General features: G+C 63.4%; 13 protein-coding genes and 1 pseudogene. 5 read left to right on the top strand and 9 right to left on the bottom strand.

Annotation, left to right across the window (positions count from 1 at the left end; all coding sequences use genetic code 11):
- Positions 1–38 precede the first annotated feature (38 nt).
- Both BRPE64_RS29335 and BRPE64_RS29330 read left to right on the top strand, forming a co-directional pair.
- A complete protein-coding gene (locus BRPE64_RS29335) occupies positions 39–1013 on the top strand; it encodes a phosphate acetyltransferase (protein WP_084675901.1) in 975 nt (324 codons plus the stop codon).
- Between the two features lie 4 nt (positions 1014–1017).
- Positions 1018–2208, top strand: coding sequence for an acetate/propionate family kinase (locus BRPE64_RS29330; protein WP_016348631.1), 1191 nt, complete (start codon positions 1018–1020; stop codon positions 2206–2208).
- Positions 2209–2214: 6 nt separating this feature from the next.
- On the opposite strand, the gene BRPE64_RS29325 is transcribed toward BRPE64_RS29330, so the two are convergent.
- Genes BRPE64_RS29325 through BRPE64_RS29300 form a run of 6 tightly spaced genes read right to left on the bottom strand, consistent with a single transcriptional unit; the run spans position 2215 to position 11742 of the window.
- Entirely contained in the window at positions 2215–2799 is a 585-nt protein-coding gene (locus BRPE64_RS29325) for a PqiC family protein (RefSeq protein ID WP_016348630.1), read from the bottom strand.
- Positions 2799–4400: a PqiB family protein gene (locus tag BRPE64_RS29320; RefSeq protein ID WP_016348629.1), complete on the bottom strand. Its 1602-nt coding sequence runs from the start codon at positions 4398–4400 to the stop codon at positions 2799–2801. The genes BRPE64_RS29325 and BRPE64_RS29320 overlap by 1 nt, the downstream gene beginning before the upstream one ends.
- A complete protein-coding gene (locus tag BRPE64_RS29315) occupies positions 4397–5731 on the bottom strand; it encodes a paraquat-inducible protein A (protein WP_016348628.1) in 1335 nt (444 codons plus the stop codon). Before BRPE64_RS29315 ends, BRPE64_RS29320 begins: the two co-directional genes overlap by 4 nt.
- Positions 5728–7194 (bottom strand): efflux transporter outer membrane subunit, encoded by a 1467-nt coding sequence (locus BRPE64_RS29310; RefSeq protein ID WP_016348627.1) that lies wholly within the window; start codon positions 7192–7194, stop codon positions 5728–5730. Before BRPE64_RS29310 ends, BRPE64_RS29315 begins: the two co-directional genes overlap by 4 nt.
- 1 nt (position 7195) lies before the next feature.
- A complete protein-coding gene (locus BRPE64_RS29305; protein WP_016348626.1) occupies positions 7196–10426 on the bottom strand; it encodes an efflux RND transporter permease subunit in 3231 nt (1076 codons plus the stop codon).
- Between the two features lie 56 nt (positions 10427–10482).
- Positions 10483–11742, bottom strand: coding sequence for an efflux RND transporter periplasmic adaptor subunit (locus BRPE64_RS29300; protein WP_016348625.1), 1260 nt, complete (start codon positions 11740–11742; stop codon positions 10483–10485).
- Between the two features lie 724 nt (positions 11743–12466).
- Here BRPE64_RS29300 and BRPE64_RS29295 point away from each other — a divergent pair.
- The 3 genes from BRPE64_RS29295 (at position 12467) to BRPE64_RS29285 (ending at position 16030) form a co-directional block, all read left to right on the top strand.
- Positions 12467–12772: a DUF485 domain-containing protein gene (locus tag BRPE64_RS29295; protein WP_044043867.1), complete on the top strand. Its 306-nt coding sequence runs from the start codon at positions 12467–12469 to the stop codon at positions 12770–12772.
- Positions 12769–14439 carry a cation acetate symporter gene (locus BRPE64_RS29290; RefSeq protein ID WP_016348622.1) on the top strand — a complete coding sequence of 557 codons (1671 nt, stop codon included), beginning with the start codon at positions 12769–12771 and terminating at the stop codon, positions 14437–14439. Before BRPE64_RS29295 ends, BRPE64_RS29290 begins: the two co-directional genes overlap by 4 nt.
- Positions 14440–14572: 133 nt before the next feature.
- Positions 14573–16030, top strand: a complete 1458-nt coding sequence (locus BRPE64_RS29285; protein WP_016348621.1) for an NAD-dependent succinate-semialdehyde dehydrogenase — start codon at positions 14573–14575, stop codon at positions 16028–16030.
- A gap of 7 nt (positions 16031–16037) precedes the next feature.
- On the opposite strand, the gene BRPE64_RS29280 is transcribed toward BRPE64_RS29285, so the two are convergent.
- From BRPE64_RS29280 to BRPE64_RS29270, 3 genes and pseudogenes are all read right to left on the bottom strand, one after another.
- Positions 16038–18776 (bottom strand): MGH1-like glycoside hydrolase domain-containing protein, encoded by a 2739-nt coding sequence (locus BRPE64_RS29280; protein ID WP_016348620.1) that lies wholly within the window; start codon positions 18774–18776, stop codon positions 16038–16040.
- Positions 18777–19045: 269 nt separating this feature from the next.
- Positions 19046–19632 (bottom strand): annotated as a pseudogene (locus BRPE64_RS29275) (acyl-CoA dehydrogenase family protein).
- Between the two features lie 136 nt (positions 19633–19768).
- Positions 19769–20677: a LysR family transcriptional regulator gene (locus BRPE64_RS29270; RefSeq protein WP_016348617.1), complete on the bottom strand. Its 909-nt coding sequence runs from the start codon at positions 20675–20677 to the stop codon at positions 19769–19771.
- Positions 20678–20761: the final 84 nt, after the last annotated feature.

Here is a 20761-nt window from a genome sequence, read left to right as displayed (position 1 = left end):
GACATACGCTTGGCGCACGTTGCGCCTATATTCTGATGATGGCGTTCGGGCCAAAGTCCTCACCGGAAGGCGAAATGGAACATACACACGAGAAGTATCAGCGGCTCATCGACGTATGCCGCTCGTTGCCGCCGCTTACTGTTGCGGTTGCGCATCCGTGCGACCGCACATCGCTGGAAAGCGCGGTCAAGGCCGCGGAAATGGGGCTGATCGCGCCGCTGCTCGTCGGGCCGCGCGAGCGCATCCGCGAAGTCGCGGAGGAATGCAACCTCAACATCGCGGGCTTTCCGGTGGTCGATGCGCCGCACAGTCACGCCGCCGCGCAGAAGGCCGTCGAACTGGTGCGCGAAGCGCGTGCCGAGGCGCTCATGAAAGGCAGCCTGCATACCGACGAAGTGATGGCCGCGGTCGTCAGCCGCGAAGGCGGCCTGCGCACGGCGCGGCGCGTGTCGCATTGTTTCATCATGGATGTGCCGGGCCACGAGAATGTGCTCATCATCAGCGACGCGGCGATCAACATCGCGCCCACGCTCGCCGAGAAAGTCGATATCGTGCAGAACGCCATCGAACTCGGGCACGCGTTGCGTTTTGAGGAAGTGCGCGTCGCGATTCTTTCGGCGATGGAAACGGTGAACCCGAAAGTGCCATCGACTCTGGAAGCAGCGGCGCTCTGCAAGATGGTCGACCGGCATCAGATCACGGGCGCGCTCGTTGACGGACCGCTCGCGCTCGACAACGCGATCGATCTCGAAGCCGCCCGCACGAAGAAGATCGATTCGCCGGTCGCGGGGCGCGCGAACGTGCTGATCGTGCCCGATCTCGAAGCGGGCAACATGCTCGCGAAGAGTCTGTCGTTTCTCGCGGGCGCGGACGCCGCGGGCATCGTGCTCGGTGCACGCGTGCCGGTCATTCTGACGAGCCGCGCCGATTCGCTGCAATCGCGGCTGGCTTCGTGCGCGGTTGCGTCGCTCGTGGCATCGAAGCGTCGCGAGCAGACGCAAGTCAGCGGGTGACATCATGGCCGACGTCATTCTGGTTCTCAACGCGGGATCGTCGAGCATCAAGTTCAGCGCGTTCGACGTGGAGCGCGACGAACTCGCGCTAGTCACGCGCGGGCAGGTCGAAGGGCTGTTCGATTCGCCGCACTTCATCGCCTACGATGCGAACGGCAAGAAAACCGGCGAGCATGCATGGGGCGAAGGCACGCGGCTCGAACACGCCGATGCGATCGCGCATCTCGGCGCGTTCCTGCGCGGCCACGGCGCGGGGCATCGGCTGATCGGCGTGGGGCATCGTGTCGTGCATGGCGGCGCGCATTTCACGAAGCCGGTGCTGACGAACGACGAGATCGTCGCCGAACTCGATAAGCTCACGCCGCTCGCGCCGCTGCATCAGCCGCACAATCTGAAGCCGATTCGCATCATCGCCGAACGCAATCCGGCGATGCCGCAGGTGGCCTGTTTCGACACGGCCTTTCATGCGACGCAGGACCCGCTCGCGCAGGCGTTCGCGCTGCCCGAATCGATCACGAAGAACGGCGTGCGGCGCTACGGCTTTCATGGCCTGTCGTACGAATACATTGCAGGCGCGCTGCCGCAGATCGCGCCGGACGCCGCGCGCGGCCGCACGGTGGTCGCGCATCTCGGCAACGGCGCGAGCTTATGCGCGATGCACGCAGGCAAGAGCATCGCGACGACCATGGGCTTTACCGCCGTCGATGGCCTCATGATGGGCACGCGCTGCGGCAATCTCGATCCGGGCGTGATGCTCTATATGCTCGATGAACTCGGCATGAGCGCGCGCGACATCGAAGACCTGCTGTATCGCGGATCGGGACTGCTCGGCGTGTCCGGCATCTCGGGCGACATGCGCGCGCTCCTCGCGAGCAGCGATGAACGCGCACAGTTCGCCATCGATCTCTACGTGTATCGCATTGCCCGCGAACTCGGTTCGATGGCCGCCGCGCTGCAAGGACTCGACGCCGTGGTCTTCACGGCGGGCATCGGCGAGCATGCGGCGGAAGTGCGGCGGCGCGTGTGCGAGCAAGCGCAATGGTGGGGCATCGAGTTCGATGCACGCGCGAACGACGGCAACGGCCCGCGCATCAGCACGGCGGCGAGCCGGGTAAGCGCGTGGGTGATTCCGACCAACGAGGAACTGATGATCGCGCGGCATACGCTGGAGTTGATCGACTCGACCCGCGCTTAATCAACCCTAAGGCAAAGGATCACGCTCGATCGCCGTCGCGATATCGCGGCTCACGCTCGCGAGCGCGCGGCTGTGTGCGGCCACTAGCGCATCGAAGTCCGGGCCCGTGACCGGCTCGCGCACGAGCGAGCGGCCGTTTAGCGCGTTGTCGTCGCCGAAGCGGCGCACGGACCATTGCGCGTCGATCGCGACGGCATCGCCGGGAACGGATTCGAACTGCTGGATATCGACGCGCACGCGATACGCCTGCGGGTCCGCGACCGCGCGCGATGCCACCGCCACGCGATTCGAGCCGAGCAGCACCGCGAGATCGCCGGCGATGGCGTCCGCCACGCTGCTCCTGAGCGGCTCGCCCCAGCGCGCGTACTCGTTGAGCGCAACCTCGTTGTTCGTGTTGCGCGTGACGATCTGCGGACGATCGACGAGATCGGGCACCGTCACCGGTCCGACAATCACAGGCCGCTGCGGCGCGCGCGCGGTGGCCGCGCTCAGCGACGGATCGGCGCTCAGCCGGTAAAAGCTCGCGCGGGGCGAAGTGCATCCGGCCAGGATCGCCATGGCTGGAACGAGGAACACGAGAACGGGCCGCATCACTTCTTGTCCTCCGGCTTGCCGCGCAGCAACGCTTCCGGATGCTGCTGCAAATAATCCGCGAGACTGCGGAACGATGCCGCCGTGCGCGTCAGTTCGCGAACCGCTTCGGCGGTGTCCTGTTGCAGACCCGAGTCCGGCATCAGCGTCGAGTGCGCCGCATCGAGCGCGGCGCGCGCGGCGGACAGCGTCGACGTGGCTTGCGGCACGACTTGCGTATCGATGTTGCGCATCAACTGGCTCGTGCTGTTCAGCGTCTGGCGCGCGCTCGCGGTGAGTTCTTCGATCGGCAGCTTGTCGATACGCGTGATGATGCGGTTCATCGAATCCTGCAACGATTCGAGGCCGCTCGGCGTCGTCGGCATTTCGGGCGGCGAACGTTCCCAGTCGATGCCCGCCTTCTTCGCGCCGGGGAAGAAATCCATCGCGACATAGAGCTGGCCCGTCAGCAGACTGCCCGTGCGCAACTGCCCGCGCAGCCCGCGCTCGACCAGCAAATCCGCGAGCGCGTGGCGATCCGTCACCATCCGGCCGCCCTTCGGCTCGCTTGCGAAACGCGACGTAAAGCGCTCCGGATAAATCTTGACTTCGACCGGTATGCTGATGCGCTTCGTGACCGGATCGAAACGCGTATAGATCGCCGCGACCTCGCCGATCGGAATGCCGCGGAATTCCACCGGCGCGCCCACCGCGAGACCGCGCACCGAGCCTTCGAACGCGAACACGTATGTATCGACGATGCGCTCCTGCACGCGCAGCGCATCGGCGCGCGTTGAAAACAGGTTGAAGGTCGTGTCGGCGGGCGCTTCGGCCCAACTGAGCGACACCGCAGGCGTCTCGAACGCGAGTCCGCCGATCAGTATCGACACGAGCGATTGCGTGTTGACCTTGAGGCCGTCGGTGCTGAGCGACACATCGATGCCGCCCGCCTGCCAGAAGCGCGAATCGGCGTTGACGTAGCGGTCGTACGGCGAGTTGACGAACACGCGCAGCGTGACGCCGCTGCCGTCCTTGTCGAGTTCGAACGCCGTCACCTGGCCCACTTGCAGGCGCCTGAAGTAGACCGGCGTGCCGACATCGACCGAGCCCAGATCCGTCGCCTTCAGGATGAACTGGCGGCCGGGCACGTCGCTCGCGAAAACCGGCGGCGTTTCGAGGCCTGTGTAATCGCGCCGGGCGCTTTTCGTGTGGCCGATATCCATGCCGATATACGCGCCCGACAACAGCGTGCTGATGCCCGACACCGAGCCGCCCGCCACGCGCGGACGCACGACCCAGAAGCGCGTGTCGTCGACGAGCATGTTGGAGGCGTCGCGCGTGAGTTCCGCCGTGGCGATGACGCGCTTGTAGTCCTTCGACAAGGCCACCGATTTCACGAGGCCGATGTCCACGTCCTTGAACTTGATCTTCGTCTTGCCGGCTTCGAGCCCTTCGCCGCTCTTGAACGTGATCGTGACGGTTGGGCCTTGTTGCAGCACCGATTGCACGGCGAGCCACACGCCCACCGCCACCGCGATCGCGGGCACGATCCAGATCCAGGGAATGCGCCAGCGCTTGCGCGGCACGACTTCGGCATCGGGCATGTCGTCGGGCGTGCTCATCGCGGGGCCTCGCGCTGTGGCTGTGGTTTTGGTTCTGGCTGTGGCTGTGGCTGTGTATCCCAGATCAAGCGCGGATCGAACGACATCGCGGCGAACATCGTCAACACGACGACAGCGCCGAACGCGATGGCGGCCGGGCCCGCCTCGATCGTCGCCATCGCGCTGAACTGCACGAGCGCGACGAGCACGGCGATCACGTAGATATCGAGCATCGACCAGCGGCCCACCAGTTCGACAATGCGGTAGATGCGCGCGCGTTGCGTGCGTTGCTGCGTCATGCGCAGATTCACGCTCGCGGCGAGATAGGCGATCGCGATGATCTTGAGCATCGGCACGGCGACGCTCGCAATGAACACGATCACCGCGAGCGGCCACGATCCCGAATGCCACAGGTACGCAACGCCGCTCATGATCGTGTCCTTCTGCGCGCCGAACAGCGAACTCGTGTTCATCACCGGCAGCAGATTCGCGGGGATATAGAGGATCGCCGCGGAAATCAGATACGCCCACGTGCGCGACAGGCTGGCCGGCTTGCGCAGATGCAGATGCGCACCGCAACGCGGACAACACAGATGTCCGTGATGCTGCCGGCCGCGCGAGCATAAGCCGCAGTCGTGGCACACGCAGATGCCGCAGGCCGCTGCCGTGCGTCCGCGCAACGGCTTATCCGTGGGTATGGAGGGCGGCGCGCCTGTGATGCGCAGCCACATCGCGCGTTCGTCGAATGCCGACGATGCCGCGACGAGCACCAGCATCAGCGCGGCGAGCGACCACAGCGCCGGTCCCGTCACCACCGACGCAATATGCGCGAGCTTCACGACCGCGACCAGAAGGCCCAGCATCAGCACTTCGGTCATGCCCCAGTTGCGCGCGATGCGCAGCAGGCGGAACACGGCGTCGGCGCGATACGGCCTGCGTTTCAGATGCAGCGGCAGCAGCAGCCAGACCATGCCGAGCGCCTGCAACGCGGGCATGACGACCGTCGTGATCAGGATGAGACCGGCGAGCGGCCACATGCCGTCGCGATACAGCACGCGCACCGCGCCGATCAACGTGGTTTCGACGATATCGCCGTTCACCGCAAGACCGACGATCGGATACGCGTTCGAGATGAGCCACAGCACGCACGCGGCGAGCGCGCACGCGAGCGACCGGTCGAAGCCGCGTCCGCGACGCCGGTAGAGTACGGCGCGGCAGCGGCAGCAGCGCAACGTGCCGCCGGGCGGTATCGCGGTTTCGCGTTGCAGCAGATCGCACTCGTGGCAGGCCGTCAGCACGCGCTCGCCGGTGGCATCGCGTGCTGTGGCCGTGCCGGATGTCGTCGTGTTCATTGCACTGTTTTGGCCGGTCCGGCGGGCGGGGTCGCCGTCTGTTGCGTGGTCAGCTTGTCCGCTTCCATGACCCAGCCGCCGCCCATCACCTTGTAGAGCGTGACGAACGAAACGAGCGCGGCCGCCTGCGTCTGCGTTTGCGAGAGCTGCGCGTTGAAGAGACTGCGCTCGGCGTCGAGCACTTCGATGTAGCTCGTATAGCCGCCTTCATAGCGCGCCCGCGCAAGCCGCGAATAAGTCGAGAGCGCCGTGACCTGACGGCCTTGTATTTCGAGTTGTTCGTGCAGCTTCTGCGAAGAGATGAGCGCGTCGTCGACTTCCTGGAACGCGATCTGAATCGCTTTCTGATACGTGAGCAGCGCCGCCTGTTGCTGCGCCTCGGCCGTCTGCACCTGACCGGAGATGTTGCCCGCCGTGAAGATCGGCTGCGTGACCTGACCCGCGAACGACCACACGCGCGCCGGTCCCGTGAAGAGCGACGAGAACTGGCCGCTCGCGGTGCCGAACAGGCCGGTCAGCGAAATCTGCGGGAAATACAACGCGCGCGCCGCGCCGATGAGCGCGTTCGCCGCGATCAGATCCTGTTCCGCCTGAAGCAGGTCGGGCCGCCGCTCCAGCAAGTCGGACGGCAAACCGGCCGGAATCACGGGCGTCGCGAGTTCGCCGAGCGGACGGCCGCGCAGGATCGGCCCGGGATTCTCGCCGAGCAGCACGGAGAGCGCGTCTTCCGTCTGCGCGATCTGCGTCTCGATCTGCGGAATGGTCGCGAGCGAGGCTTCGTACTCGGACTGACTTTGCGCGACTTCCATCTGCGAGACTTCGCCGCCTTCGAAGCGCAGTGTGAACACATGCACGGATTCGGCGCGGCTCGCGGTCGTTGCCTTGGCGATATCGAGTTGCTTGTCGAGGCTGCGCAGATTCAGATACGACGACGCCACCGCCGCCACCAGCGAAAGAATCGTCGCGCGCCGGCCTTCCACGCCCGACAGCAGATTCGCGCGCGCGGCTTCGGTAAGACGCCGGTTGCGGCCGAACAGATCGATTTCCCACGCCGCCGACACCGACAGTTCGAAGTCGTTGAACACGGGACCGACGCCGACGAGCGGTTGCGGTCCCGCCTGCGATGCGCGCTGACGCGCCGCCGTCCCGCCCGCCGAAATCTGCGGGAAGAGGGCGGCACGCGTCGTGACGAACTGACCCATGAACTGTTCGACGCGCGCCGCCGCAATCTTCACGTCCTTGTTGTTGGCGAGCGCGGTGGAGATCAGTTCGTCGAGGACGGGGTCCTGAAACTGCTTCCACCATTCGGAATTGGCCGTGTCGGCGACTTCGGCCGCGGCGAAGCGGAACGTCGCGGGCGTTTCCACCGGCTGACGCGAATAGTTCGGACCGAGCAGGCAGCCGCCGAGCGACAGCGCGGCGGCGACGCCCGCAAAAGTGGAGATGAGCCTCTCGCGCCGCATGTCAGTGTCCTTTGTCCGGAGCGGACGGCGTGGCGTCCGGAGCCCCGCCCGGCGGCTTGTGCGCGGACGTGGCGTCGGTTGCGTCGGCAGCGGCGGCGGGCGGTTCGCCGCCTTTCTTTTCCTTGCGCCCGGACATCGTTTCGAGACCCCAGAAGAACATCGGGATAAAGAACACGGCGATGACCGTCGCGCCGAGCATCCCGCCGATCACGCCCGTGCCGATCGAATGCCGGCTGTTGGCCGATGCGCCCGTCGCGATCGCGAGCGGCACGCAGCCGAGAATGAACGCGAGCGAAGTCATCACGATCGGGCGCAGGCGTTCTTCGGCGGCGGTCATCGCGGCGTCGTAGATGGACTTGCCCGATTCGCGGTTCAGCACGGCAAACTCGAAGATGAGAATGGCGTTCTTCGCCGCGAGCGCGACGAGCATCGTGAGACCGATCTGGAAGTACACGTCGTTGTTGAGGCCGCGCAATAGAATTGCGAGCAGCGCGCCGAAGATCGCGAACGGCACCGCCATCAACACGCCGAACGGCAGGCTCCATTTCTCGTATTGCGCGGCGAGAATCAGGAAGACCATGATCAGACCGAAGATGAACACGAGCGCCGATGAACTGCCCGACTGCTGCGCCTCGTAGGCCTCGCCGCTCCACGCAATGCCGTATTCCGACGGCATGTTCTTCGCGATATCTTCCAGCGCCTGAATGACCTGACCGGACGCGTAGCCGGGTGCGGCGTTGGCCGTGATCTTCACGGCCGGGAAGTTGTTGAAACGCGTGATGAGGTCGGGCCCGGTCACATAGCGCGTGGTGACCATGGCCTTGAGCGGCACCATCTCGCCGGTCTTGCTCTTCACGAAAATCTGCGTGAGATCGTCGGGCTTCAGCCGGTATTGCGGTTCGGCTTGCAGAATCACCTGCCAGAGCCGGCTCGAACGGTTGAACTGCGAAACGTAGAGCGAGCCGAACATCGTCTGCATTGCGCTATAGACATCCTCGACGGGCACGCCGAGCGTTTCGGCCTTGTCGCGATCGACACTCGCCAGCATCTGTTGCGACGACGCGTTGAACGTCGACGTAACGCCCGTCAGTTCCGGCCGCGCCTTCGCCTTCGCGACGAAATCGTCGACGATGGCCGCGAACTGCCCGATGGTCGCATCGCCCTTGCTCTGAATCCACATTTCGGTGCCGCCCGTGGTGCCGAGACCCGGAATCGACGGCGGATTGAGCGGCACGACAATGCCTTCCCTGATCTGCGAGAGATGCTTGTACGCGTCGATGAGCACGGCGCGCGCGTTCTGCGTGCGGATATTGGCGGAGCTATAGCGGTCGTCGAAACTCTTCAGACCGACGAAGAACGTGGACGAATTGTTCTTGTTCTGGCTGTCGAGAATGCTGAAACCGTCCACCGTCGTGATGCTGCCGACCGCCGGCTGCTTCATGAAGTATTCGGTGATGCGCTCGGACACCGCGCCGGTGCGGTCGAGCGATGCGGCATCCGGCATGATCACGGCGCCGAGCAGATAGCCTTGATCTTCAGGCGGCAGGAATGCGGTGGGAATGTCGCGCATCATGACCACGGCGAGCGCGATCATGCCGACGAACAACAACAGCGCGATGATGAAACGCTTGATCACGAGCCGCACGAGGCGCGTATAGCCGTGCGTCATGCGTTCGAACTGCCGGTCGAACCAGCGGAAGAAGCCTTTTTTCTCGTGATGTCCGGGCTTGAGCAGGATCGCGGCGAGCGCCGGCGACAAGGTCAGCGCGACGATACCCGACAGCACCACGGAGATCGCAATCGTAATGGCGAACTGCTTGTACATTTGCCCGGTGATGCCGCTCAGGAACGCCACCGGCACGAACACCGCGCACAGCACGAGCACGATCGCGACCACCGGCCCGGCCACTTCGTCCATCGCCTGCTTGGCGGCGGTCTTCGGATCGAGCTTGTGCACGTTCATGTTGCGCTCGACGTTTTCGATCACGACGATCGCATCGTCCACGACAATCCCGATTGCGAGCACCATGCCGAACAAGGTCAGCATGTTGATGGAGAAGCCGAGCGCCTCCATGCCCATGAACGTGCCGACGATCGATACCGGCACCGCCAGCACCGGAATCAGCGTGGCGCGCAGGCTTTGCAGGAACACGAACACGACAATCACCACCAGCACGACCGCTTCGAAGAACGTGTGCACCACATCCGAAATCGATGCACGCGTGAATTCGGTCGTGTCCATCGCGATCTGATAGTCGATGCCCTGCGGGAACGTCTTCTTCATTTCGGCGAGCGCCGCGCGGACCTGCTTCGACACGTCGAGCGCGTTCGAGCCCGGCTGTTGATAGACAGCGAGCACCGTCGCGGATTTGCCCTGGAAGCGGCTGCGGATCGAATAATCTTTCTGGCCTAGCTCGGCGCGCCCGACGTCCCTCAGGCGCACGATCGCGGCGCCTCCCGACTGCGCACGAATGATGATGTTCTCGAACTCGGCGGGTTCAGTGAGCCGCCCGGTCGTGGTCACCGCGAACGACTGTTCGACGGGCGCGCCCGTCGGCGACTGGCCGAGGCGGCCGACCGCGAACTGCTGATTCTGATTGGCGACGGCGCGTTGCACGTCGCTTGCCGTGATGCCGAGTTGCGCCATGCGGTCGGGCTTGAGCCAGATGCGCATCGCGTAGTCGGGCGTGCCGAAAATGCTCGACTGATTCGCGCCGGGAATGCGCTTCAGCGCGTCCAGCACATAGACGTTCGCGTAATTGGCGATGTAGGTTGCGTCATAGCGATCGTCGGGCGAATAGATCGCGATCACCATCATGAAGGCCTGCGACTTCTTCTGCACCTGCACGCCTTGCGCGGTCACGGACTGCGGCAGTTGCGGCAGCGCGAGATTCACGCGGTTCTGCACGTCGACCTGCGCGAGTTCCGGGTTCGTGCCGATCTGGAAGTACGCGTTGATGGTCAGGTTGCCCGTCGACGAACTCGACGAGCTCATGTAGATCATGTTGTCCGCGCCGTTGACCTGTTGCTCGATCGGCGCGGCCACGTTGTTGGCGACGACATCGGCGCTCGCGCCTGGATACGTCGCCGAAATGGTGATCTGCGGCGGCGTGATGTCGGGATACTGCGCGGTCGGCAGCGCGAACATGGTCAGCGCGCCGCCGAGCGTGATGATGATCGATATGACCGAGGCAAAGATCGGGCGGTCAATGCAGAAATGTGAAATGTTCATTGGCCTCTTCCGCGCGACATGCTTCCCGATGTGCTTTCGATAGTCGTCTGATCAGATCACTTTCCGGCCCCGCCGCTGTCGCTCGTCGTCTGGGCGGGCGAGGCCTGCGCGCCCGATGCCGGCGTATCGCCCGCAGCGGGTGCGCCCGTGACGTGGATCTGCGATTCGGCCGACACGCGGATCGCGCCATCGACGATCACGCGCTCGCCCGCTCTGAGGCCGTTCGTGATGAACCAGTCGTCGCCGTGCCACTCGCCGACTTCGACCACGCGCTGACGCGGCTTCGACTGATCGTCGAGCACCCAGACGAAATGGCTCTTCGCGCCTTGCAACACGGCGCGCTGCGGCACGAGAATCGCGTTGGGCCGCAGCGCGCCCGTGACGCGCGCCTTCACGAACTGGCCGGGCCGCAACGTGCCCTTCGCGTTGGCGAACACCGCGCGCACCAGGAACGTGCCCGTCTCGGTGCTGAACGCCGGATTCGTAAAGTCGATGCGACCGGTCTGCGGATAGATCGAGCCGTCCGCCTGAATGATGGTCACGTCGAACTTGTTCTCGGGCGGAAAACGCAGCAGGCCTTTCTGGATCTGATCGCGATAGTTCAGCAATTCGTTTTCGGAGATGCTGAAGTTCACCCACATCGGATCGAGCTGATACACGTAAGTGAGCAGACCGCCTTGCGTCGGCGTCACGTAACTGCCTTCCTGCTGACGCGCGAAGCTCGACAGTCCCTTGAGCGGCGAGCGGATCGTCGTGTAGCTCAGGTTCAGCTGCGCGGTCTGCACTTCGCCCTGCGCGGAAATCACCGCGGCTTCGGCTTGCTTCTCATTGCCTAAGGCGTCGTCGAGATCTTTCTTGCTCAACGCGTTCATCGCGGCGAGCGGCTTCACGCGCGCGAGATTTTGCTGCGTCACGTAGAGCCGCGCCTGCTGCTGCGCGAGCGCGCCCTTGGCGGTTTGCAGCGCGGCTTCGAACGGACGCTTGTCCATGATGAACATGATCTGGCCGGCATCCACGAGCGAGCCTTCGGTGTACGCGCGCTTTTCGAGGAAGCCATCCACGCGCGCGCGGATTTCCACTTCGCGAGAACTCTGCGTCTGCGCGGTGAATTCGAAGTCGACGGGCGTCGTCTGCGCGGCGACCGTCATCGCCGTGACATCGACGGGAGGCTTCTGCGCCTCGGGCGGCGGCTTCTTGCACGCGGCGAGCGAGAGCAGCGCGACGGCCGCGACAGAAGCGAAGCGCGACACGCGCAGCGGGCGCGACGCTCGGGCGAACCAGCCGCAGTCCAGTATCCGTACCGACACGAACGCCATAGGCGCCTCCCTCTTGGGATGGCCGACAGTTGAAGAGCGAAACGCGCGGCAACACGCGTCCGCCACGGCATGCTCGCGGTCAGCGATTACGCTTTCGGAAACGACACCGGTTCCGATGCGCCATTCGCCGGGGCGAAGAAGTTGCGCAGGACAGGGCTGATAGGCGACGTCAACGCGCGCGAGCCTGATGCTTGTGATGGTTCGTAGCTGCCTCCGGTCTTGACGATCGAGTTCTTGAGAGAGAGCTGCTGGTTCGCTGCCGTCTGGCGTGATCTAGCGTGACGCACGTGACGTGTCTACTAATAGCTGAAGACGGAAGAAAATGCCATAGCATTAGCGCGTATTCGATTGAACGCTTTGCGCACTGATCAGCGATTGCTGAAAAGATGCCTGGAATTGCTGATCGGCCAGCAATCCTTCATATCGATTTTAGAAACGCCCGGCGCGACTGTTGATCCTACGTTCATGTTGGCCTCGCGCGCAATGCTCCGCGTAAACCCCGCCCAAAGAAAGTACCTCGCGTAAGAAAAGGGTAAGCGCATGCTTTTACCTTAGTCTCCAGCGCATCGAAAGCAGAACTCGCCTGAAATGCATGCGCCGCAACACCGCGCGACGTCCCCGCCCGGGGATTTCCCTTTTTATACGCATCGCTGATCGTTCGCGTCTTTCGCGCGAACGCGGGCGCGTTTGCACGCTGAGAAAGACATCCATGCAGGAGACGGAAATGGACCTCAAGATCGTAGAGAAGATCAAGTCGAGCGCCACCTACGGCGAACTCGTGCGAAAACGCTCGAAGCTCGGCTGGACGCTGACGGCGCTCGTGCTGATCGTGTATTACGGCTATGTGCTGCTGATTGCGTTCAACAAGGACGTGCTCTCCGCGAAGATGGGCGCGGGCGTGATGACCTGGGGCATGCCGATCGGGCTGTTCGTGATTGTCTTTACCGTCGTCATTACGGGTCTGTATGTGCGTCACGCCAACAACACCTACGACGAACTCACCGACAAGATCAAGCGGGAGGCCGCATGAAGCCGCAACGTTTCCTCGCGGCAGGCGCGCTCTTCGCCGCTTCCGCCGCTTCCGCCCCTGCCTTCGCCGCGGGCGGCGATCTCGGTCAGGCCGTCAAGCAGGCGACCAACTGGACCGCGATCTGCATGTTCATCGCGTTCGTGATCGCGACGCTCTTCATCACCAAATGGGCCGCGAAAAAGACGCGCTCCGCCGCCGATTTCTATACGGCGGGCGGCGGCATCACGGGCTTCCAGAACGGTCTGGCGATTGCGGGCGACTTCATGTCGGCGGCATCGTTTCTCGGCATATCGGCGGCGGTGTACAGCAACGGCTATGACGGTCTGATCTATTCGATCGGCTTTCTCGTCGGCTGGCCGATCATCACGTTCCTGATGGCGGAGCGTCTGCGCAATCTCGGCCGCTTCACTTTCGCCGATGTCGCCGCCTACCGCTTCAAGCAGACGCCGATTCGCGCGTTCGCCGCGTCGGGCACGCTGGTCGTCGTGGCGTTTTATCTGATCGCGCAGATGGTCGGCGCGGGACAACTCATCAAGCTGCTGTTCGGCCTCGAATACTGGATCGCGGTGGTGATCGTCGGCGCGCTGATGATGGTCTATGTGCTTTTCGGCGGCATGACCGCGACCACGTGGGTGCAGATCATCAAGGCGTGTCTGTTGCTCGCGGGTGCTTCGTTCATGGCGTTCATGGTGCTGTGGCAATTCAACTTCAGCCCCGAGGCGCTGTTCGCCAAGGCCGTCGATGTGCACGAGAAGAAGGCCTCGATCATGGGCCCGGGCAACTTCATCAAGGACCCGATCTCGGCGATTTCCTTCGGCATTGCGCTGATGTTCGGCACGGCCGGCCTGCCGCACATCCTGATGCGCTTCTTTACCGTCCCCAACGCGAAGGAAGCGCGCAAGTCGGTGTTCTGGGCGACGACGTGGATCGGCTACTTCTACATTCTCACGTTCATCATCGGCTTCGGCGCGATCGTGCTGGTGAGCACCAATCCGCTGTTCAAGGACGCAGGCGGCAAGTTGCTCGGCGGAACCAACATGGCGGCGGTGCATCTGGCGAGCGCGGTCGGCGGCAACGTGTTCCTCGGCTTCATCTCGGCAGTTGCGTTTGCAACTATTCTGGCCGTGGTCGCGGGTCTCACGCTCGCGGGCGCATCGGCGGTATCGCATGATCTTTATGCGACCGTCTTCAAGAAGGGCAAGGCGTCCAGCGCGAGCGAACTGCGCGTGTCGAAGATCACGACGATCGTGCTCGGCTTCATCGCGGTCGTGCTGGGCATCGTGTTCGAGAAGCAGAACATCGCGTTCATGGTGTCGCTGGCGTTCGCGGTGGCCGCATCGGCCAACTTCCCGGTCCTCTTCATGTCCGTGTTGTGGCGTGGCTGCACGACGCGCGGCGCGGCTGTCGGCGGCTTTCTCGGCTTGTTTTCCGCGGTGCTGCTCACGGTGCTTTCGAAGGCCGTATGGGTCGATGTGTTCCACTACGCGAGCGCGCCGTTCCCGTATGCATCGCCCGCGCTGTTTTCAATGGCGGTCGGTTTCGCCGGCATCTGGCTCTTCTCGGTGACGGACCGCTCCGCGCGTTCGCGCATCGACCGAGCCGGCTTCGAGACGCAGACCGTGCGTTCGGAAACGGGCATCGGCGCGGTGGAAGGCGCGAGTCACTAAGCCTTCACACTGAGCCTTCAATCTGAATACCCGGCATATCCGCGCGTAATCAAACGGCAAACGAAAATGCGTTAAGCTCGATGCAACCCTTTTCACGGGGTTGCACGAAGCGCCAAACGTATTGGAGCGAGCCATGGAACTGCAGTGTCCGAGTCTGTTCGAGCAATCGGCGTATGTAGCCGGCGTATGGGTCGATGAAACCTCGCTGCCGCGCGTGTCTGTCGCCAATCCGTCGACGGGGGACGTCATCGGTTCCGTGCCGCAAGTCACGGCGGAGCAGGTGACGGAAGCCATCGAATGCGCGAACGCGGCCCTGCAGGACTGGCGCAACTGGAGCAGCCGCGAGCGCGCGTCGGTGTTGCGGGAATGGGGAAGGCTCGTCGAACTTCATCGCGACGATCTCGCCATCATTCTGTGTTGCGAGCAAGGCAAGCCGCTGCACGAAGCGCGCGCCGAGATCACGCAAGCCGCCAATTACCTCGACTGGTTCGCCGAGGAAGCGCGCAGAATCTACGGCGACAACATTCCCGCGCCACGGCGCAATCAGCGCATTCGTGTGCTGCATCAACCGGTCGGCGTATGCGGCGCGATTACGTCGTGGACCTTTCCCGCTTCGATGGTCGCGCGGCGCGTGGGCGCGGCGCTCGCTGCGGGCTGCACCGTCATTCATCATCCCGATCCGCGCACGCCGTTTTCCGCGCTCGCGCTATGCGCGCTCGGCGAGAACGCCGGTTTGCCGCGCGGCGTGCTGTCCGTGCTGACCGGCGAAGGCGAGCCGATCCGAAGCACGATGCTCGCGAGCGCGGACGTGAGGAAAGTATCGTTCACGGGCTCCATCGACGAAGGCAAGCGGCTGATGACGCTGTGCTCGTCCACGGTCAAGAAGATGTCGCTCGAACTGGGCGCGAATTGCCCGTTCATCGTGTTCGGCGATGCCGACATCGACCTCGCGGTCAAAGGCGCACTCGATGCGCGTTTCAGGCATTCGGGGCAGGCCGCCATGTGTGCGAACCGGTTCTTCGTGCATGAGGACGTGCACGAGGCGTTCGTCGCGAAGCTCGTGTCGAAGGTCGCGCTGCTGAAGGTGAGCGACGGCATGGACGAAGGCGCGCAGATCGGACCGCTGATCAGCGAGGAGGCGGTGATACGGATGGAAAGTCTTATCGACGATGCGGTTCGCGCGGGCGCAACCGTTGCCGCGGGCGGCGCGCGCATGAGTCCCGGCTCGCGCTTCTTCAGGCCGACCGTGCTCACCGGCGTGCAGCCGGCCATGAGCGTATGCGGCGACGAAATCCTCGGACCCATTGCGAGCGTGCTTCAGTTCAAGGACGAGGACGACGTCATCACCCTCGCGAACGATACGCGCACCGGACTCGCCGCGTACTTCTACACGGCCGACATCAGCCGTGCATTCAGGGTGATGGAAGCGCTGGAATGCGGCGTCGTCGGCGTGAACGACAGTCTCGTGTTCAACGAGGTCGCGCCGTTCGGCGGCATCAAGGAATCGGGGATGGGACGCGAAGGCGCATCGTCAGGCGTCGAGGAATATCTCGAAGCGAAGTACGTGTGCTTCGGGAATCTCGAACGCTGATGCAACGCTAACGCGCCATTGCCGTGGCGCCTTCATGCAATCGCACCGCCATGACAGGCGCCTCGGGCCCCGCGTGCGACAGCTTCATCAGACGCGGCTGAAGCAGCAGCGCGACAAGTCCGCTCCATCCCGTTTGATGCGATGCACCGACGCCGCGTCCGTTGTCGCCGTGAAAGTACTCGTGAAAGAGCACGAGATCCTGTGAACGCGGATCGGCTTGCAGCATCGGGTAGGCGGCCATGACGGGGCGCTTGCCGTCGGCGCCCTTGAGAAACAGCGTGGAGACGCGTCGCGAGAGATCGTCGGCGATATCGCTCAGTGAAGCGGTGCGGCCCGAATGCGTCGGATATTCGATGCGAAAAGCATCGCCGTAATAGCGATGGAATTCGTATAACGATTCGATCAGCAGATAATTGACCGGTATCCAGATCGGACCGCGCCAGTTCGAGTTGCCGCCGAATACGCGCGAGTCCGATTCGGCCGGCAGATAGCGAACGCAGACGCGCATGCCGTCGTGATCGAACACATAGGGCGCTTCGCAATGCACGCGGGACAGCGCGCGTATGCCGTGGTCGGAGAGAAACTCGTCCGGGTCGAGCGCACGCTGCAACAGCGCCTTCATGCGATGCCCGCGCAACAGCGACAGCAGCGTGGTATTGCCCTTGCCGGGCTCCGTCCAGCGCGACACGAGCTTCGCCAGATTCGGCCGATGATCGAGAAACCATGCGAGCCGTTCGCGCAAGCCGGGAAGATCGCCGTACACGCCTTCTTCGAGCACATGCACGGCGAAGAGCGGTATAAGTCCGACGATCGAACGAATGCGCATGGGCACGCGCGCGCCGTCGGGAAGATGCAGCACGTCGTAGAAGAACTCGTCGCTGCCGTCCCATAGGCCCGTGTTGCAGACTTCGCCGCAACTCACGGCTTCCGCGATATACAGAAAGTGCTCGAAGAATTTCACCGCGATCTCGACATACGCGTCGTTCTTCATCGCCAGTTCGAGGCCGATCTGCATGAGATCGAGCGCGTAGGACGCCATCCACGCGGTGCCGTCGGCCTGATCGATACGCCCGCCCGTCGGCAGCGGCTGCGATCGATCGAATATGCCGATGTTGTCCAGCCCGAGAAAGCCGCCCTGAAAGATGTTGCGGTCGTCGGCGTCTTTGCGGTTGACCCACCACGCGAAGTTGAGCAGCAGCTTATGGAACATCACTTCGAGAAAGGCGTGATCGCCGATGCCGGTCATCTCGCGATCGAGTTCATACACGCGCCATGTCGCCCAGGCATGCACGGGTGGATTGGCGTCGCCGAACGCCCATTCATACGCGGGCAATTGCCCGTTCGGATGCATGTAGCGTTCCTTCACGAGCAGCAGCAACTGCTTCTTCGCGAAGTCCGGATCGATCATGGCGAACGCAACCGCATGAAACGCGAGGTCCCATGACGCGTACCACGGATACTCCCACTTGTCGGGCATCGATACCACATCACCGTTGCACATGTGACGCCAGTCCGCATTGCGGCCTTGTTTGCGTTCGCGCGGCGGCGTGGGCTGGCCCGGGTCGCCGTCGTGCCAGCGCGTGACGTCGAACTGGTAATACTGCTTGGTCCACAACATGCCGGCGAGCGCCTGACGCTGCACGAGACGCGCATCGGCGTCGTCGATGTCGTGTTGCAGCGTTGCGTAGAATTCGTCGGCTTCTGCTTCGCTGCGCGCGAAGCGTTGCGGCAGATCGACGGGTGCCTCTTGTTCGGCCGAAGCGGGGCGCCAGTGCAAGTACATCACGGAGCGTTCATGCGGTCCGAGTTGCAGACACGCATGTGCGGCGGCGCGCGTGCCGCGATCGCGACGGATCGCGGTCTCGTCGCCATCCACCAGGTAGTCGTTGAAACCATCCTTGAACGGGCCGTCGCCTTCGATGCCGAAAATGCGGCGAACGTTCGTTTCGTTCTCGCAGAAGAGCCATTCGATCGGCACTTGCGCGGTTGCGCTGACGATCATCGTGCCGTGCGACGGATTGTGCGCAATGACACGCTCGCCGTCGCTTGCATGCGTCTCCAGTGTCAGCGACGGCTTGCCCCATTTGCTCGACCACGCCCACCGATTGCGCGCCCAGAATTGCGGCAGCACGTGCAGCGTCGCGGCTTCGTTCGCGCGGTTCTCTATGGTGACGCGCATTGCGATGTCGTCGGGCGTGTGCTTCGCGTATTCGACCCAGACGTCGAAGTAGCGGTCGTTGTCGAACACGCCGGTGTCGAGCACTTCGTATTCGGGCTGATCGGCGCCGCGACGCTTGTTTTCGTCGATGAGGTCCTGATACGGATACGCATCGTGAGGATACTTGTAGAGCATCTTCATGTACGAATGCGTGGGCGTACCGTCCACATAGAAGTACAGTTCCTTCACGTCCTCGCCGTGATTGCCCTGTTCATTGGTGAGGCCGAAAAGACGTTCTTTGATGATCGGATCGTGGCCGTTCCAGAGCGCGAGCGATATACACCAGTCGAGCGGGTCGTTACCGAAACCGGCGATGCCGTCCTCGCCCCATCGATACATGCGGCTGCGCGCATGGTCGTGTGGAAAGTAGTCCCACGCGGTGCCGCACTCGCTATAGTCCTCACGGACCGTGCCCCATTGACGTTCGCTCAGATACGGACCCCAGCGGCGCCACGCGTCGCGTTCGGGGCCATGCAGGCGAGCGCCTTCTTTCGTTTGCAGCAGATGGATTGCGCGTAGCGGCGGCATGAAACCTCCGATGCGAATGGTCGATTCGTGCGTTCGGTGCGTGGTTTTCTGTGATCGCAGTTTCCGATGATAAGCGGCATTGCAGGGAAGCGTGCGAGTGGCGAAGCTAGCAGATCGAACGCGCAAACTCGCAAGGCGCGACGATGTGCGAACAAGTGCGGAGCGTTTTAATATCGCGCTTGCGTTGCGAAGACGTTCGATGGCGTCCGCATCGAATCCAAGCTCGCTTAGACCTTGATACCGCGCAACGGACGCATGAGCAGCCTCCTTCAGAACGAACGCGGCAAGTCGAGGATATGCTCCGCAACATACGCGAGGATCAGATTGGTCGAAATGGGCGCGACCTGATAGAGCCGCGTTTCGCGGAACTTGCGCTCGACATCGTATTTCGCCGCGAAGCCGAAGCCGCCGTGAAATTGCAGGCACGCGTTGGCCGCTTCCCACGAGCCGTCGGCGGCGAGAAGCTTCGCCATGTTCGCTTGCGCGCCGCAATGCTTATGCGCGTCGAAAAGCTCGCAGGCCTTGAAGCGCATCAGATTGGCCGCTTCGACATTGACGTAAGCGCGCGCGATGGGAAACTGCACGCCCTGATTCTGGCCGATAGGACGGCGATCTTCGGCAGATAGCGCTTCTTCTGTTCCGCCGATCCGTGCCGCACCAGCGTGCCCATGTTGTACATCTGCCCGTGACATGCGCCCGAGTTGCCGCCCGAGCGATTGATCTCTTCCATGATGACGGACGCTTCGGCGAGACCCAGCCCCGAGCCGCCGTATTCCTGCGGAATCAGTGCGGCGAGCCATCCCGCTTTCGTGAGCGCATCGACGAATGCTTCGGGATAGCCACGCGCTTCGTCGATCTTGCGGAAGTATTCGTAGGGGAACTGGGCGCGACGAAATCGGCGGCGCTTTCCGTGCGCTCTCTGAAAGACGCAAGCGGGTGGTCCATGATGGTGTCTCCGTTTCTTGTGCCCGATATAGGTTGAACCTATTGCGCTACTCGTCGTGCTCCAAAGACTCGGCGATGAAGTCGATGAACGCGCGCACCTTCGCCGCAGGCAAGTGCCGCGACGGATACAGCACGTAAAGCGAAAAGCTGTCGCCGGCATAGTCGGGCAGCAGTTCGATCAGTTCGCCGCGCCCCAGCGCATCGCGCACGCCGCTCTTCTTGAAGCGCGCGATGCCGGCGCCCGCAATGCACGCACCGAGCATCGTCGCGACATCGGTGACGAAGAGGCGCCCGGCCGGCCGCGCCTGATATTGCGTGCCGTCACGCGTATAAATCCATTCGAGCGGCTCGCCTGTCATCGGACTGCGCATCTGAATGCATGCATGCTGCGCGAGATCGGCGGGCGTCGCGGGCTCGCCATGCTTCGCGATATACGAAGGCGATGCGACCGTGACCGTGCGCGTCGACAACAGCTTTCGCGCGACAAGCGATGACGACGGCGGCTCGCCGAAGCGCACCGCGATATCGTAGCCCTCGGACACGAGATCGCCGAGTTGATCGCGCGTGACGAGATCGAGCGTGACTTCCGGATAGCGCGCGAGAAAGCGTTCGAGTTGCGGCGCGAGCATCAGGCGCGAGAAGAACGAATCGACGTTCACGCGCAAGCGGCCTCGTACGACATTCGATGCATCGCCTGCGGAAGTGATCGCATCGCCGATACCCGCGAGCAGCGGATTGATCTGTTCATAGAAGCGCCGGCCTTCGTCGGTCAGCTTGACCGAGCGCGTCGTTCGTTCGAGCAGGCGCACGCCGACGCTCGACTCCAGACGGCCGACCGCACGGCTTACACCCGAAGGCGTGATGCCGAGCAGCACCGCCGCGCGCGCGAAGCTGCCGCTCTCGACCACGGCGGCCAGCACGCTGACATTGGCGAGCACACGTCCATCGAATCCCATGAGCGCGATTCCTGATTTCGAGTCATCAATGTTATGACAGGCCCGCTATTTCCTCAACGAAGGCGTCGCCCTAAGATGCATTCC

The sequence above is a fragment of the Caballeronia insecticola genome (assembly GCF_000402035.1).
GTDB classification, from domain to species: domain Bacteria; phylum Pseudomonadota; class Gammaproteobacteria; order Burkholderiales; family Burkholderiaceae; genus Caballeronia; species Caballeronia insecticola.
This window is presented reverse-complemented; position numbering and strand designations above follow the sequence as displayed.